The 13,734-nt window shown below is 73.5% G+C and carries 13 protein-coding genes and 1 rRNA gene; 3 read left to right on the top strand and 11 right to left on the bottom strand.

The annotated features are described in order from the left end of the window. Positions 1-19: 19 nt before the first annotated feature. From RM844_RS29175 to RM844_RS29155, 5 genes are all read right to left on the bottom strand, one after another. Positions 20-1,681, bottom strand: coding sequence for a bifunctional uroporphyrinogen-III C-methyltransferase/uroporphyrinogen-III synthase (locus tag RM844_RS29175; RefSeq protein WP_311670419.1), 1,662 nt, complete (start codon positions 1,679-1,681; stop codon positions 20-22). Beyond that, a complete protein-coding gene (gene hemC, locus RM844_RS29170; RefSeq protein ID WP_311670418.1) occupies positions 1,678-2,649 on the bottom strand; it encodes a hydroxymethylbilane synthase in 972 nt (323 codons plus the stop codon). Before hemC ends, RM844_RS29175 begins: the two co-directional genes overlap by 4 nt. Next, entirely contained in the window at positions 2,646-3,971 is a 1,326-nt protein-coding gene (locus RM844_RS29165; RefSeq protein ID WP_311670417.1) for a glutamyl-tRNA reductase, read from the bottom strand. The genes hemC and RM844_RS29165 overlap by 4 nt, the downstream gene beginning before the upstream one ends. Beyond that, entirely contained in the window at positions 3,968-4,738 is a 771-nt protein-coding gene (locus RM844_RS29160) for a redox-sensing transcriptional repressor Rex (RefSeq protein WP_311670416.1), read from the bottom strand. The genes RM844_RS29165 and RM844_RS29160 overlap by 4 nt, the downstream gene beginning before the upstream one ends. Before the next feature lie 230 nt (positions 4,739-4,968). Next, on the bottom strand, positions 4,969-5,256 hold the full coding sequence (locus RM844_RS29155; RefSeq protein ID WP_394814624.1) for a glutaredoxin family protein: 288 nt from the start codon (positions 5,254-5,256) through the stop codon (positions 4,969-4,971). A gap of 75 nt (positions 5,257-5,331) precedes the next feature. Here RM844_RS29155 and RM844_RS29150 point away from each other — a divergent pair, with 75 nt between their 5' ends. The 3 genes from RM844_RS29150 to RM844_RS29140 all read left to right on the top strand — a co-directional run bounded on the left by RM844_RS29150 (position 5,332) and on the right by RM844_RS29140 (position 9,164). Next, on the top strand, positions 5,332-6,315 hold the full coding sequence (locus tag RM844_RS29150) for an HAD family hydrolase (RefSeq protein ID WP_311670414.1): 984 nt from the start codon (positions 5,332-5,334) through the stop codon (positions 6,313-6,315). Between the two features lie 350 nt (positions 6,316-6,665). Beyond that, a complete protein-coding gene (locus RM844_RS29145) occupies positions 6,666-7,454 on the top strand; it encodes an ECF subfamily RNA polymerase sigma factor, BldN family (RefSeq protein WP_311670413.1) in 789 nt (262 codons plus the stop codon). 438 nt (positions 7,455-7,892) lie between these two features. Then, positions 7,893-9,164 carry a DUF5667 domain-containing protein gene (locus RM844_RS29140; protein ID WP_311670412.1) on the top strand — a complete coding sequence of 424 codons (1,272 nt, stop codon included), beginning with the start codon at positions 7,893-7,895 and terminating at the stop codon, positions 9,162-9,164. 82 nt (positions 9,165-9,246) lie between these two features. Here the strand turns inward: RM844_RS29140 and RM844_RS29135 are convergent, their stop codons facing one another. The 6 genes from RM844_RS29135 to rrf all read right to left on the bottom strand — a co-directional run bounded on the left by RM844_RS29135 (position 9,247) and on the right by rrf (position 13,734). Further along, positions 9,247-10,221 (bottom strand): lysophospholipid acyltransferase family protein, encoded by a 975-nt coding sequence (locus tag RM844_RS29135; RefSeq protein WP_311670411.1) that lies wholly within the window; start codon positions 10,219-10,221, stop codon positions 9,247-9,249. Next, a complete protein-coding gene (locus tag RM844_RS29130) occupies positions 10,214-11,248 on the bottom strand; it encodes an NAD-dependent epimerase/dehydratase family protein (RefSeq protein ID WP_311670410.1) in 1,035 nt (344 codons plus the stop codon). The genes RM844_RS29135 and RM844_RS29130 overlap by 8 nt, the downstream gene beginning before the upstream one ends. Positions 11,249-11,313: 65 nt before the next feature. Continuing rightward, positions 11,314-11,412, bottom strand: coding sequence for a 30S ribosomal protein bS22 (locus RM844_RS29125; RefSeq protein WP_003948845.1), 99 nt, complete (start codon positions 11,410-11,412; stop codon positions 11,314-11,316). A gap of 127 nt (positions 11,413-11,539) precedes the next feature. Further along, on the bottom strand, positions 11,540-11,749 hold the full coding sequence (locus RM844_RS29120) for a helix-turn-helix domain-containing protein (RefSeq protein WP_019431885.1): 210 nt from the start codon (positions 11,747-11,749) through the stop codon (positions 11,540-11,542). A gap of 622 nt (positions 11,750-12,371) precedes the next feature. Further along, positions 12,372-13,541, bottom strand: coding sequence for an acetoin utilization protein AcuC (locus RM844_RS29115; protein WP_311670409.1), 1,170 nt, complete (start codon positions 13,539-13,541; stop codon positions 12,372-12,374). Between the two features lie 77 nt (positions 13,542-13,618). Then, positions 13,619-13,734, bottom strand: a 5S ribosomal RNA gene (rrf, locus tag RM844_RS29110).

The raw sequence follows: 13,734 nt of genomic DNA, 5'->3' as shown, positions 1-13,734 counted from the left end.
GGCCGGCGCCCCGCGCGACCTACGAGGTCCGCGCGCGGCGCCGCTGCGGGCGCTTCTCGCTCGGCCGCTTGAGCACCTCGCCCGCGCGCAGCGCGGCGTCCCGCCGCTCCGCGCCGAACTCGGCCAGCGCCTCGGCCAGCTGGTGCACCGAGGGCTCCGCCGCCTGCACGTCGACCCGCAGCCCGTGCTCCTGCGCGGTCCGCGCCGTCGCCGGGCCGATGCAGGCGATCACCGTCACGTTGTGCGGCTTGCCCGCGATGCCGACCAGGTTGCGCACCGTGGAGGACGAGGTGAAGAGCACCGCGTCGAACCCGCCGCCCTTGATCGCCTCCCGGGTCTCCGCCGGCGGCGGCGACGCCCGCACCGTGCGGTAGGCGGTCACGTCGTCCACCTCCCAGCCCATCTCGACCAGGCCGGCCACCAGCGTCTCGGTGGCGATGTCGGCGCGCGGCAGGAAGACCCGGTCGATCGGGTCGAAGACCGGGTCGTAGGGCGGCCAGTCCTCCAGCAGCCCGGCGGCCGACTGCTCGCCGCTGGGCACCAGGTCGGGCCGGACCCCGAACTCGACCAGCGCCCTGGCCGTCTGCTCGCCAACCGCGGCGACCTTTATCCCGGCGAACGCCCGGGCGTCCAGGCCGTACTCCTCGAACTTCTCCCGGATCGCCCGGACCGCGTTGACCGAGGTGAAGGCGATCCACTCGTACCGCCCGGTGACCAGGCCCTTGACCGCCCGGTCCATCTGCTGCGGGGTGCGCGGCGGCTCCACGGCGATCGTCGGCACCTCGCTGGGCACCGCGCCGTAGGACCGCAGCTGCTCGGAGAGCGAGGCCGCCTGCTCCTTGGTCCGCGGCACCAGCACGTTCCAGCCGAAGAGCGGCTTGGACTCGAACCAGGCCAGCCGGTCCCGGCGGGCGGACATGCCCCGCTCGCCGACCACGGCTATGACCGGGCGCTCGGCGCCCGCCGACGGCAGCACCTTGGCGGACTTCAGGGTCCGCTCCACGGTGCCCAGCGTCGCCGTCCAGGTGCGCTGCCTGGTGGTGGTGCCGGCCACGGTGACGGTCAGCGGGGTGTCCGGCTTGCGGCCGACGGAGACCAGCCGGGCCGCCAGGGCCGCGACCGACTCCAGCACGCAGCTGACCACCACGGTGGCGTCGCTGCCGCCGACCTCGTTCCAACAGCGCTCGTCCGCGGTACGCGCGTCAACGAACCGCACGTCGCCGCCCTCCGGGTCGCGCAGCGGCACCCCGGCGTAGGCGGCCACGCCGACCGCGCGGGCCACCCCCGGCACCACCTCGAAGGTGATCCCGGCGTCGGCCAGCGCCAGCATGTCGTCGGCCGAGTCGGTGTCCATCCCCGGGTCACCGACCACGGCACGCACGACCCGCTTGCCGGCGGTCGCGGCCCGCATGACAAGATCAGCGGCATCGTCACCCGCGGCGGTCGACGGCTCACCGTCGGCCGCGCGCTGCAACGGGGTGTCGGTGCCCGGCCGGACGTGGTCGCGCACCACCTCGTAGGCGGCCGGGTCGGCGACCAGCACATCCGCCTGCGCCAGTGCGTCGACGGCGCGCAGGGTCAACAGGCCCGGGTCCCCGGGTCCCGCACCGAGGAAGGTGACGTGTCCCAGGGCGCCCGTGGTCGGCTCGGCGCGCGCGAGGCGCGCGGTGGTGGGGTTCAAAGTGCTCGCTCCCCCATCAGACCGGCCGCGCCCTTGGCCAGCATCTCGTCGGCGAGCTGGCGGCCGACGGCCGCCGCCTCCTCGACGGAAGCCGGTAGGGGACCGGTGGTGGACAACTGCACCAGCTGCGCGCCGTCGGGGGTGCCGACGACGCCGCGCAGGCGCAGTTCGGTAACGGTCTGCCCGTCGGCCAACAGGTCGGCGAAGGCCCCGACGGGGGCGCTGCATCCGGCCTCCAAGGCGGCGAGCAGGGTTCGCTCGGCGGTCACGGCGATCCGGGTGTGGGGATCGTCGAGCCGCGCGAGTTGGGCGACCAGCTCCGGGCGGGCCGCGGTGCACTCCACCGCCAGCGCGCCCTGGCCGGGAGCCGGCAGGACCGCGTCGGGCGCGAGGAGGTCGGTGATCTCCCCGGTCCGGCCGAGCCGGCCCAGGCCGGCGGCGGCGAGCACGACGGCGTCCAGCTCACCGGCGCGGACGTACCCGATCCTGGTGTCGACGTTGCCGCGGATCGACACCGTGTCGATCTCCCGCCCCAGGCCCCTGGCCCAGGCGTTGAGCTGCGCCATCCGGCGGGGCGAGCCGGTGCCGATCCGGGCCGGCCCGGCCGCGCCGCCGGCCATCACCAGCTCCTCGAAGCCGAGCCCGTCGCGGGCCACCAGGGCGTCCCTGGGGTCGGCCCGCGGCGGCAGCGCCGCCAGGGCCAGCTCGGGCGGCTGCGCGGTGGGCAGGTCCTTGAGGGAGTGCACGGCGAAGTCGATCTCCCCGGCCAGCAGCGCGTCGCGCAGCGCCGAGACGAAGACGCCGGTGCCGCCGATGCTCACCAGGCTCTCGCGGGAGACGTCCCCGTAGGTGGTGATCTCCACCAGCTCGACGGGCTGCCCGGTCAGCCGGGTCACCTCGTCGGCGACGCCACGGGACTGCGCCGTCGCCAGCTGGCTCCGGCGGGTGCCGAGCCGCAGGGCTTTCATGACCGCTCCTGTTCCGGGTTGCGAACGGCGACCGCCGCTCGCGGGTCGAGGTCGAACAGCTGGCGCAGCGCCGTCGCGTAGTGGTCGCCGCCCGGCTCGCCGGCCAGTTCCTTGACCCGCACCGTCGGCGCGTGCAACAGCTTGTCCACCACCCGGCGCACCGTCCTGGTGATCTCGGCCCGCTGTTTGTCGTCCAGGTCGGGGAGCCGACCGTGCAGCCTGGTCAGCTCGGCGGCCACCACGTCGGAGGCCATCTCGCGCAGGGCGACCACGGTCGGGGTGATGTACGCGGCCCGGCGGGCGGCGGAGAAGGCCGCCACCTCCTCGGCCACGATGGCGCGCACCGCGTCCACGTCCGCCGCCATCGGGGCGTCGGCGGAGGCGGCGGCGAGCGACTCGATGTCCACCAGGCGCGCCGCGTCCAGCTGGTGCGTCGCCGCGTCGATGTCCCGCGGCATGGCCAGGTCGAGCAGGTCCAGGGGGCGCTCACGCTCGCGCAGGGCGTGCGCCACGGTCGGCGCGCTGAGCACCAGCCCACGGGCGCCGGTGCAGGAGACGACCAGGTCGGCGACGGCCAGCTCGGCGGCGACCGAGATCGCGTTGATCGGCACCGCGCGGGCCTTCACGCCGTCGGCGGCCAGCCCGGCGGCGAGCCGCTCGGCGCGCTCCAGAGTCCGGTTGGCGATCACCAGTTCGGCCACACCGGCGCGGGCCAGCGTCGCCGCGGCCAACGAGGACATCGACCCGGCGCCGATCACCAGCGCCCGCCGGCCGGCCGCCCAGTCCGCCACCTCGGCGCCGGCCGCCAGCTGCTGGAGCCCGAAGGTGACCAGCGACTGGCCGGCGTGGTCGATGCCGGTCTCGCTGTGTGCCCGCTTGCCCACCCGGAGCGCCTGCTGGAACAGCTCGTTCAGCAGCCGGCCCGCGGTGTGCTCGTCCTGCGCCAGCGCCAGCGCGCCCTTGATCTGGCCGAGGATCTGGCCCTCGCCGACCACCATGGAGTCCAGGCCGCAGGCGACCTCCATCAGGTGGCGGACCGCCTGGTCCTCGTAGTGCGCGTAGAGGTAGGGCTGGAGCTCCTCCTCGGCCACCCCGCTGTGCCGCGCCAGCAGCGCGGTCAGCCCGTCCACGCCCGGGTGGTAGCGGTCCACCTCGGCGTAGATCTCGATCCGGTTGCAGGTGGCGAGCAGCGCGCCGGCGAGGGCGGTGCCGTCCACCAGGTCACGCAGCAGCTTCCCGGCGACGTCCGGGGGCAGCGCGGCCCGCTCCAGGAGGCTGACCGGGGCGCTGCGGTGGCTGAGTCCGACGACCAACAGCGTCATGCCGGCATCACCGCCGGGATGTCGCCGTCCGGGCCCTGGTCCCGCCCGGGAGCCGGCGCCGCGGCCCCGGGGGCCAGCGGCTCCGGCACGTCCTGGGTGAGCGACTCGGCGGCCTTGCGCTGCTCGTGGAAGGCGAGGATCTGCAGCTCGATGGAGAGGTCGACCTTCCGCACGTCCACCCCGTCGGGAACGGTGAGCACGGTCGGCGCGAAGTTGAGGATCGAGGTGACGCCGGCCGCGACCAGGCGGTCGCACACCTGCTGGGCGGCGCCGCCCGGGGTGGTGATCACGCCGATGGAGACGCCGTTGGTCTCGATGATCGACTCCAGCTCGTCGACGTGGCGCACCCCGATGCCGGCGACCTGCCGGCCGGCGAGCGCCGGGTCGGCGTCGATCAGCGCGGCCACCCGGAAGCCGCGGGAGGCGAAGCCGCCGTAGTTGGCGAGCGCGGCCCCGAGGTTGCCGATCCCGACGATCACCACGGGCCAGTCCTGGGTCAGCCCCAGCTCCCTGGAGATCTGGTAGACGAGGTACTCGACGTCGTAGCCGACTCCCCTGGTGCCGTAACTGCCCAGGTAGGAGAAGTCCTTACGGAGCTTGGCCGAGTTGACGCCGGCGGCGCTCGCCAGCTCCTCCGAGGAGACCGTGGGCACCGAGCGCTCGGAGAGCGCCGTCAGCGCTCGCAGATACAGCGGAAGCCGGGCGACGGTCGCCTCGGGGATTCCTCGGCTTCGGGTCGCCGGTCGGTGATTTCGGCCAGTTGCCACGGTGCTCCTGCCGGTCGGGCCATCCGGAAGGCGGCTCCCTGCGGGGTATCCGCAGCAACCGCTCAACCGTGCCCAGGCTATGCCTTTGTGAACGCGTGCACAAAGATTGTGTCCGCTTTGTCCGGGCAAAGTGACCGGTGCCACATGGACCAACGCGGACACCCGGTCACACTCCTCACCTATGCGCACCCGAAGGGAAAAATCGACCCCGAATGCTAATCCAAATCGGGTCAAGCCCCCAAAGCGCGCCGCAGCCGCCGCTCGTCCACCCGCCAGAAGTCGTGCTGCTCGCCGTCCACCAACACCACCGGGATCTGCTCCCAGTACCTGCGGTACAGCTCCGCGTCCTGCTCGATGTCCTTCTCCTCCCACCGGGCCCCGACCTCCCCACAGACCGCGCTGACCACCGCCCGGGCATCCGCGCAGAGATGGCAGCCGGGCCGCCCGACGAGCGTCACCAGGCGTTCGGTGGGGGGCTTCTTCCGGGAGGCGCGGCGCAGCGGGTTCATGCCGCCCATTCTGCCGCCCGGCGGCCATCCGGGCGCCGTTCCGGCGCCATCATCGGGACTTCCCCGGGTGGTTATGCTCGAACCATGGCCAGGCGTCCCCGTACCGACCTGCCCTCGTCTCGGGCGAACCGCCCCCGGCGCTGGTTCGGCGCGCGCCGCCGACCGGCCACCGAGCGCAGTGTGGTGGCCGGGGAGGCGGCGGCCGAGGCCGCGCGCCAGGCCGCGCGCGCCCCGGCGTCCGCCGCGCCGGAGGCGCCGGACGCCCCGCGCGAGGAGGAGCCCTTCCCCGCGCCGGGCGACCCGAAGGCCGCCGCGTTCTTCGACCTGGACAACACGGTGATGCAGGGCGCGGCGATCTTCCACCTCGGGCGCGGTCTGTACAAGCGGAAGTTCTTCACCAAGCGCGAGCTGCTGCGGTTCGCCTGGCAGCAGGCGTACTTCCGGCTGGCCGGCGCCGAGCACGCCGGGCACATGGCGGACGCCAGGGACAGCGCCCTCTCCATCGTCCAGGGACACCGGGTCGCCGACCTGGTGGCGATCGGCGAGGAGATCTACGACGAGTACATGGCCGGCCGGATCTGGCCGGGCACCCGGGCGCTCGCCCAGGCGCACCTGGACGCCGGCCAGCGGGTCTGGCTGGTGACGGCGGCACCGGTGGAGACGGCCACCATCATCGCCCGCCGGCTGGGGCTGACCGGCGCGCTGGGCACGGTCGCCGAGTCGGTCGGCGGCGTCTACACCGGGCGGCTGGTCGGCGAGCCGCTGCACGGGCCGGCCAAGGCGGTGGCCGTCCGGGCCCTGGCCGAGGCGGAGGACCTGGACCTGGACCGCTGCGCGGCGTACAGCGACTCGGCCAACGACATCCCGCTGCTCTCCCTGGTCGGCTACCCCTACGCGATCAACCCGGACAGTCAACTGCGCGCGCACGCCCGGGAGATGGGCTGGCGGCTGCGGGACTACCGGACCGGCCGCAAGGCGGTGCGGATCGGGGTCCCGGCCGCGGCGGGCGCGGGGGCCGTGGTGGGCGGCGCAGCGGCGGCGATCGCGGCGCACCGCCGGCGCCGCTGACCGGGGCGGTTCGGGTGGGGATGTGACCATCCCCAGGTCGGGTCGTTGGTTTGGCTGACCCACCCGCCGCCAGGCACAACGGGCCTGGCCAGACCCCGTTGATCAAAATCGATCATTCCTTGATCAGAAGAAGCCCCTCTGCGATCAATTTCACCCTGGCGTTGCCGTGGCGCAGCGAGCACAACGCGTAACTCTTCAAACCGAATCGGCGATTTACGCAACTGGGCGTAGCACCCCCTGCACGAAGCGTTATTCTCCTCAGACGCGTTCCGGTCTCCACCCGTCTCCCGCCAGGTGACGGCACCGGATCAAGCACCGCTCGTCTTGGAAGCTCTGCCTCTGGGAGTCCCGTGTACCCACACGTCGGGGTTATCGCCTCGGGCCTGGCTACGCTGCGCACGACGGTCCTCGACCGGCTGCGCGACCTCGTCCCCCGCGCGTACGCCACGCCTGCCTTCGCCACACCGACCCCCGCCGGGGCGTTCGCCTACGCCCTGGCCGAAAGCCCGGCGACCACCACCACCGTGGGCAGACGCGCCCGCGCCGGCTCGGCCGGCGCCTCCACCGCCCGCCGGCCCGCCGCGGACAGCGACAGCCGCCGGATGATGGATCTGGTGGAGCGCGCGCAGAACGGCGAGTCCGAGGCGTTCGGCAGCCTCTACGACCACTACTCGGACACCGTCTACCGGTACATCTACTACCGGGTCAGCAGCCGGGCCACGGCGGAGGACCTCACCAGCGAGACCTTCCTGCGCGCGCTGCGCAGGATCGGCACCTTCACCTGGCAGGGCCGGGACTTCGGCGCCTGGCTGGTCACCATCGCGCGGAACCTGGTCGCCGATCACTTCAAGTCGAGTCGCTTCCGACTCGAAGTGACCACGGGCGAGATGCTCGACGCGAACGAGGTCGAGCGCAGCCCCGAGGAGTCGGTCCTGGAGTCGCTGGCGAACTCCGCCCTGCTGGACGCCGTCCACAAGCTCAACCCCCAGCAGCAGGAGTGCGTCACCCTGCGCTTCCTCCAGGGGCTCTCGGTCGCCGAGACGGCCCGCGTGATGGGGAAGAACGAGGGCGCCATCAAGACGCTCCAGTACCGCGCCGTCCGCACCCTGGCCCGGCTCCTGCCGGACGACGCCCGGTAGCCGGACGGGGCGGCCCCCACGGCGCCCCGTCCGCCCCCGTCCGCCCCCCGGGGCCCCGTCTCTCCCCCGGCACCGCGCGCGGCGCCCGATCGCCGCACCACCCGCCGCCGGGCGATCACCTCGTCGATCGCCTCACCGATCAGCGCGGGTCGCGGCATGCCACACCGAACGCTCCGATCCGTTCACTTCAGGTCACCACGACCGGCCGACCGCGGCGGAACCCGTCCGGAAAGCACGGCGGAGGGTAGGCATGCGCGGTCACTCAGTCACATAATCTGTCAGCCGTAACCCGAGCGCCTGTCCGCTCGTTGTCCGGTTCGCAGGCTCCCTACGGCCACATTCCGCCAGGGCTTTCACTCTTCCGGATGCTCCTGGCGGAAGCCCGAAACTTCCGACCCCGTCAGGGAGTCCTTCGTGTGACGAGAGGAGGTGCCGTCCGTGATCGGTTCCGTGTCGGCAAACCGCCGCGCCCAAGCCTTCGCCCAGTTGCTCGACGAGGCCCGACCGTCCGCAGCGCCCGGGCAGGGCGACGAGCCCCCGCACAGCCAGGAGCCCGCAGCGGCGGCCGGCCGGTCCGCCGCCCAGGAGTCGGACCAGTCGGCGCTGTTGACGGTGGTCGAGCGGCTGGCCGCGCTACCCAAGCCCGAGTTGGCCGCCGAGACCCGGGCCGCCCAACGCGCGGCGCTGCTGGCCGCGATGGAGGCCCCGGCCGAGGCCGGCGCCGCCGGCCAGGCGCGGGTCCCCCAGCAGCAGCGCCGGAGCCGGCAACAGCGCCCGGCCGGCAGCCCGTTCGGCCGGCTCCGGCCGCGCAGCCGGCTCACCAAGGGGCTGGCCGCCGGCGGGCTGACGGTCGGCGTCGCGGCCGGCGCCTTCGGCGGCGTCGCCGCCGCCTCGGGCGACGCGCTGCCGGGGGACACGCTCTACGGCCTGAAGCGCGGCATGGAGGATCTCCGGCTCGACTTCGCCAGCGGCGACGCCGACCGCGGCCAGCTCTACCTCGACCAGGCCGCCACCCGGCTGCACGAGGCGCGGGACCTGCTGTCCCGGCACCTCGCGGAGAACATCCCGGACCACGAACGGCTCGGCGACGTCCGGCGCGCTCTCTCCAACATGCGGGACGACGCCTCCGAAGGCCACCGCCTGCTCACCCGGGCCTACGAGGACCAGGGCTCCATCGGCTCCATCCAGTCGCTCTCCAGCTTCTTCGAGGGCCAGAACGCCACCTGGCAGGAGGTGCGCGGCCTGCTCCCGCCGCAGCTCGGCGACGTCAAGGCCGAGGTGACCGACGTGCTGGACGCGATGCGGGCGGACATCGCCCCGCTGCGCTCCCTGCTGCCCCCCGAGCCGGCGGACGACGCGGCCGCCGAGCGGCAGAACACCTCGCTCGGCCCCCCGGCGGCGGCCGGCGAGATCGAGTCCGCCCCGGCCAGCGAGCCCACCCCGGAGACCTCCGAGACCGGCGCCGAGCCCCGGGCCCGGGACAGCGCCGCGGAGCCGACCGGCGAGGCGGAGGGCCTGCTGGAGGGCTCCGGCCTGCTCGCCGGGGTCACCCCTGAGCCGGCCGACACCCCGGCGGAGAGCCCGGCCAGCACCCAGGACACCGGCTCAGGCGGGGAGCAGGACGAGGCCGACATCACCATCCCGCCCCTGCTGGAGGACCTCATCCCGAACCTCGAACTGGGCGTCACCCCCACCGAGGACGGCCGCTGACCCACCCCGCCCACGGCAGCGCGACCAGCCCGCCGCGCCCCCGGCGAGCCCGGCTCCCCGGGAGACCGCGCGGGGGGCCGGCTCAGAAGAAGACCGACCGCCGGGCCACCAGCAGCTTGTAGAGCGTGTGCTGGATGGTCTCCCGCACCTGGTCGGTCAGTTGGAACATCAGCATCGGGTCCTCAGCCGCCTCCGACGGCTGGTCGTCGGTCGCGATCGGCTCCCCGAACTCGATGGTCCACTTGGTCGGCAGCGGTATCAGCCCCAGCGGCCCCAGCCAGGGGAACGTCGGGGTCACCGGGAAGTACGGCAGGCCCAGCAGCCGCGCCGCCGTCCGCGCGTTCCCGACCATCGGGTGGATCTCCTCCGCGCCGACGATGGTGCACGGCACGATCGGCACCCGGGCCCGCAGCGCCGTGGCCACGAAGCCGCCGCGGCCGAAGCGCTGCAACTTGTACCGCTCGGCGAAGGGCTTGCCGAGCCCCTTGAAGCCCTCCGGCATCACGCCCACCAACTCGCCGCGCTCCAGCAGCTCCTGGGCGTCCTCCGCGCAGGCGAGCGTGTGTCCGGCCTTCCGCGCCAGCTCGTTGACGACCGGCAGCTGGAACACCAGGTCGGCCGCCAGCAGCCGGAGCCGCCGCTCGGCCGGGTGCCGCTCCCGCACCGCCACCTGGAGCATCAGGCCGTCCCAGGGCAGCGCGCCGGAGTGGTTGGCGACGATCAACGCGCCGCCGTCCGCCGGTATGTTCTCGACCCCGCGCACCTCGACGCGGAAGTACCGCTCGAAGACCGGCCGGAGCAGCGGCAGCAGCACCTCGTCCGTGAGGTCCTGGTCGAAGCCGAAGTCGTCCACCTCGTAGTCGCCGGTCAGCCGCCGGCGCAGGAACTCCAGGCCGCGCGTCACCGTGGCGTCCCAGCCGGCCGCCGGGCCCTCCACCGGCTCGGAAGACGCCTCGGGAACCGCCGTCGGGGCCGCCTCCGGTGCCGGCTCCGCCGCGGCCGCCCGCCGGGACCGCCGCTCCCCCTCGTCAAAGGGAATCACCTTGGCGTCAGCCACGGCGTACCGCCTCCTCGATCCGATCAACCACCCGGGCCAGCCGATCCGGCGCCAGCGGCCCGGTGCCGTGCGCGGCCACGAAGTCGGCGAAGGTCTCGGCCGTGGTGTGCGGCAGCGGCCCGCCCAGCGCCTCGCACAGCCGCCTGGTGCGCGCCACCCGGCCGCCCAACAGGGCGCCGAACTGCTCGGCCGACAGGCCGGAGACCCCCACGGTACGCAGCGCCGAGCCCAGCCAGGGGGCGGCCGCCGACCACACCGGCACCGTCGGCCGGCCAAGTCGCCGCGCGGCCTGCGCCAGGGTCAGCACCCCGTCCCCCGCCACGTTGAACACCCCGAGCCCGGCCGCCCCGAGCCCCGGCTCGGCGGCGGCGCGGCCCAGCACCGCCAACGCGTCGTCCTCGTGGACCAGCTGGAGGCGCGGATCGTAGCCGAAGACCGTGGGCAGCACCGGAAGCCGGAAGTAGGCCGCCAGCGCCGAGTCGGCGCCCGGGCCCAGCAGGTGCGCGAAGCGCAGCACCGTCACGGCGACCGCGGGCCGGCGGCGGGCGAAGCCCCGCGCGTAGCCCTCGATCTCGGCGACGTCCTGCGCGAACCCGCCACCGGCCGGCGCCCGCGGCGGACTGTCCTCACCGAAGACGGCCGGCTCCCTGGCCGCCCCGCCGTAGACCTGGGTGCTCGACCGCACCACCAGCCGGCGCAGCCCGGGAATCCGCTGGCAGGCACCGAGCAGTTGGAGGGTGCCCAGCACGTTGCGTTCCTTGACCGCGGAACGCCCCTCGGTCGGGACGTCCGAGCCCTGCCGCACGTCGAGGTGCACCACGGTGTCCACCGCGTGCTCGGCCAGCACCGAGACCAGCGTCGGCCGCCGCAGATCCGTCCTCACGAACTCGACCCCCGGCGGCTGGCTTCCGGGCAGCCGACTGTCGACCGCGATCAGCCGCCCCACCGACGGGTCCCGGCGCAACTGCCGGACGAACCGCGCACCGAGCCCGGCCGCGGCCCCCGTGACCAGCACCGTCCTGCCCATGGCACCCCCTCCACGCACGTCGGCCCTCCCGCCAGCAGGCGGGAGGGCCGGTCAGCAGCGTTCGCTCACTTCTTGTTGCGACGCTGCACACGCGTGCGCTTCAGCAGCTTGCGGTGCTTCTTCTTCGCCATCCGCTTGCGCCGCTTCTTGATAACAGAGCCCACGACTACCCTCGCTCACTTCGATTACTCGGTGCGGGGCGTCCGAGCCCACACGACCTACATGGGCTCAGCCTACCGTTCACCGGGTGATACGGGTTAATCGAGGGGTCCGCTGGGACTCCGTCCGATGTCAGGCGCTTTCCACGCCGACAAAGGACTCCCGGAGGTACTCATGGACGGCCTGCTCGGGAACTCGGAAGGACCTTCCCACTCGAATCGCGGGCAGATGACCGGCGTGCACCAAGCGGTACACGGTCATCTTGGAGACTCGCATCACCGCGGCGACCTCCGCCACGGTCAGGAACTTGGCCTCGCTCAGAAGCCTTTCACCAGCAGCCATGTCACACCTGACCTTCCGCACATGTCGGACACCGGCTTCCCCTCCGGTGACTCCCTCTCGCATGTGCGCTCCTCCCCAGATTAGGTGCGGGTGATGCGAGTGGGGAAGAGGTGCCCCAACCGGCCTTTTCCAGCGAGCCGTCCCTTACCACGACAGAGAACACCCTTTGTCACATAGTGCGTACGCCCTGCGTAGCCCCCGTCTCACGGGGCGATGATCGGCCAACACGCCCCGCCCCAGGCCGGGTTGGGCAGACAGCCCAGCCCGGCGCCCAGGCCGGCCCACCGTCCCGTCGTGCCGCGTCACCCGGCGTTCTGACCAGCGCGGCGAGCGCGCCGCCCACGGCGCCGGGAACTCGGCCGGCACGTCAACTCGGCGCAGACATACACCGCTTGAACGGGTGACAGGCGACGCCCCCCGGCCAACCAGCGATCGGCCGCGCACGCCGATCGCCCCGGGGCGGCTCGTCGGGGGAGCCGGCTGGCGTAGCGACAATCGGGTTGCTTTGTCGATAGATCCCCACCACGTTGAGCGCAGGGAACTGCCGTCATCTCGGGGCCCCTGCCCGCCCCATCCGCCGTAGCGCGGGCTGCGGTCGGGCCGGCCACCGGGGCCCAACAGGTCAGGCCAGCAGACCATGGAGCGGGTAGACCGCCCTGCGGGTCGCCAGGATCGCCTGGTCCACCCGGTCCGCCGGATCATAGCCAGCGCCCCACTCCGCCCAGCGTGGGGCCCGGCCGTCCGTCATCCGGCCCGGCCCCCAGCCCCGGGTCAGGGCGTAGACCCGTTGCCGCCACTCCTCGGGCACCACCGTCTCGGGCGGCACCGGGGCGTGCGCGGCGATGCCCACCAGGTGACTCCAGATCCGCGGCACCACGTCGACCACCGCGTAGCCGCCACCGCCCAACGCCAGCCAACGCCCGCCGGCGTACTCGTGCGCCCACTGGTGGGCCGCCTCGGCGCCCAGGCGCTGAGCGTCGAGGCTGAGCGTCAGATGCGCCAACGGGTCCTCGAAGTGGGTGTCGGCGCCGTGCTGGGAGACCAGCGCCTGGGGGCGGTAGGCGGCGAGCAGCTCGGGGACGACGGCGTGCAGCGCCCGCAGCCACTCCTCGTCGGAACTGCCGGCCGGCAGCGCCACGTTGACGGCGGTGCCGGCGGCGGTCTCGGCGCCGGTCTCGGTGGGGTGCCCGGTGTGCGGGAAGAGGGTCCGCGGGTGCTCGTGCAGGGAGATGGTCAGGACCCGGGGGTCGCCCCAGAAGATGTCCTGCACCCCGTCCCCGTGGTGGACGTCCAGGTCCAGGTAGACGACCCGTTCGGCGCCGAGCCGCAGCATCCGGGCGATGGCGAGCGCCGGGTCGTTGTAGACGCAGAAGCCGGCGGCGGCGCCCGGCGTGGCGTGGTGCAGGCCGCCGGCGAAGTTGACGGCGTGTGGGACGGTCCCGCGCCAGACCTCCTCGGCGCCGGCGACGGACTGGCCGGCGATCAGTGCGGCGGCCTCGTGCATGCCGGCGAAGGCCGGGTTGTCGGCGGTGCCGAGGCCGCGCTTCTCGTCGGCCTCGGCCGGCTGCCGGGACGCCCGGCGCACGGCGGCGACGTAGTCGGGGTCGTGGACCAAGGCCAGGGTCGCCTCGTCCGCCGGCGGCGCGCCGCGGACGGTGATCGCACGGTCCAGACCCAACGTCTCGACCAGGGCCCGGGTGAGGACGAGCCGTACCGGGTCCATGGGGTGACCGGGGCCGAAGTTGTACCGGGTGACGCCTTCGTCCCACAGCAGACGCGCTTCTCCGCTCATGGCCTCACCGTAACCGAAAACAAGAGGGCCCTGTCGGAATCGAAATCCCGACAGGGCCCTCTTGTTATTCAAAAATTGTCCGGCGGCGTCCTACTCTCCCACACGGTCCCCCATGCAGTACCATCGGCGCTGAAGAGCTTAGCTTCCGGGTTCGGAATGTAACCGGGCGTTTCCTCTCCGCCATGACCACCGG

The organism is Streptomyces chisholmiae (assembly GCF_031845445.1).
Lineage (GTDB): Bacteria > Actinomycetota > Actinomycetes > Streptomycetales > Streptomycetaceae > Streptomyces > Streptomyces chisholmiae.
The sequence above is the reverse complement of the archived record's forward strand: the minus strand, read 5'-3'. Positions and strand labels throughout refer to the sequence as shown.

Bases quoted from the DNA above. Each gene is read 5' to 3' on its own strand.
- hemC (WP_311670418.1), bottom strand. From the start codon at position 2,649: ATGAAAGCCCTGCGGCTCGGCACCCGCCGGAGCCAGCTGGCGACGGCG.
- RM844_RS29130 (WP_311670410.1), bottom strand. From the start codon at position 11,248: ATGGGCAGGACGGTGCTGGTCACGGGGGCCGCGGCCGGGCTCGGTGCG.
- RM844_RS29165 (WP_311670417.1), bottom strand. From the start codon at position 3,971: ATGACGCTGTTGGTCGTCGGACTCAGCCACCGCAGCGCCCCGGTCAGC.
- RM844_RS29120 (WP_019431885.1), bottom strand. From the start codon at position 11,749: ATGGCTGCTGGTGAAAGGCTTCTGAGCGAGGCCAAGTTCCTGACCGTG.
- RM844_RS29115 (WP_311670409.1), bottom strand. From the start codon at position 13,541: ATGAGCGGAGAAGCGCGTCTGCTGTGGGACGAAGGCGTCACCCGGTAC.
- RM844_RS29155 (WP_394814624.1), bottom strand. From the start codon at position 5,256: ATGGGCGGCATGAACCCGCTGCGCCGCGCCTCCCGGAAGAAGCCCCCC.
- RM844_RS29150 (WP_311670414.1), top strand. From the start codon at position 5,332: ATGGCCAGGCGTCCCCGTACCGACCTGCCCTCGTCTCGGGCGAACCGC.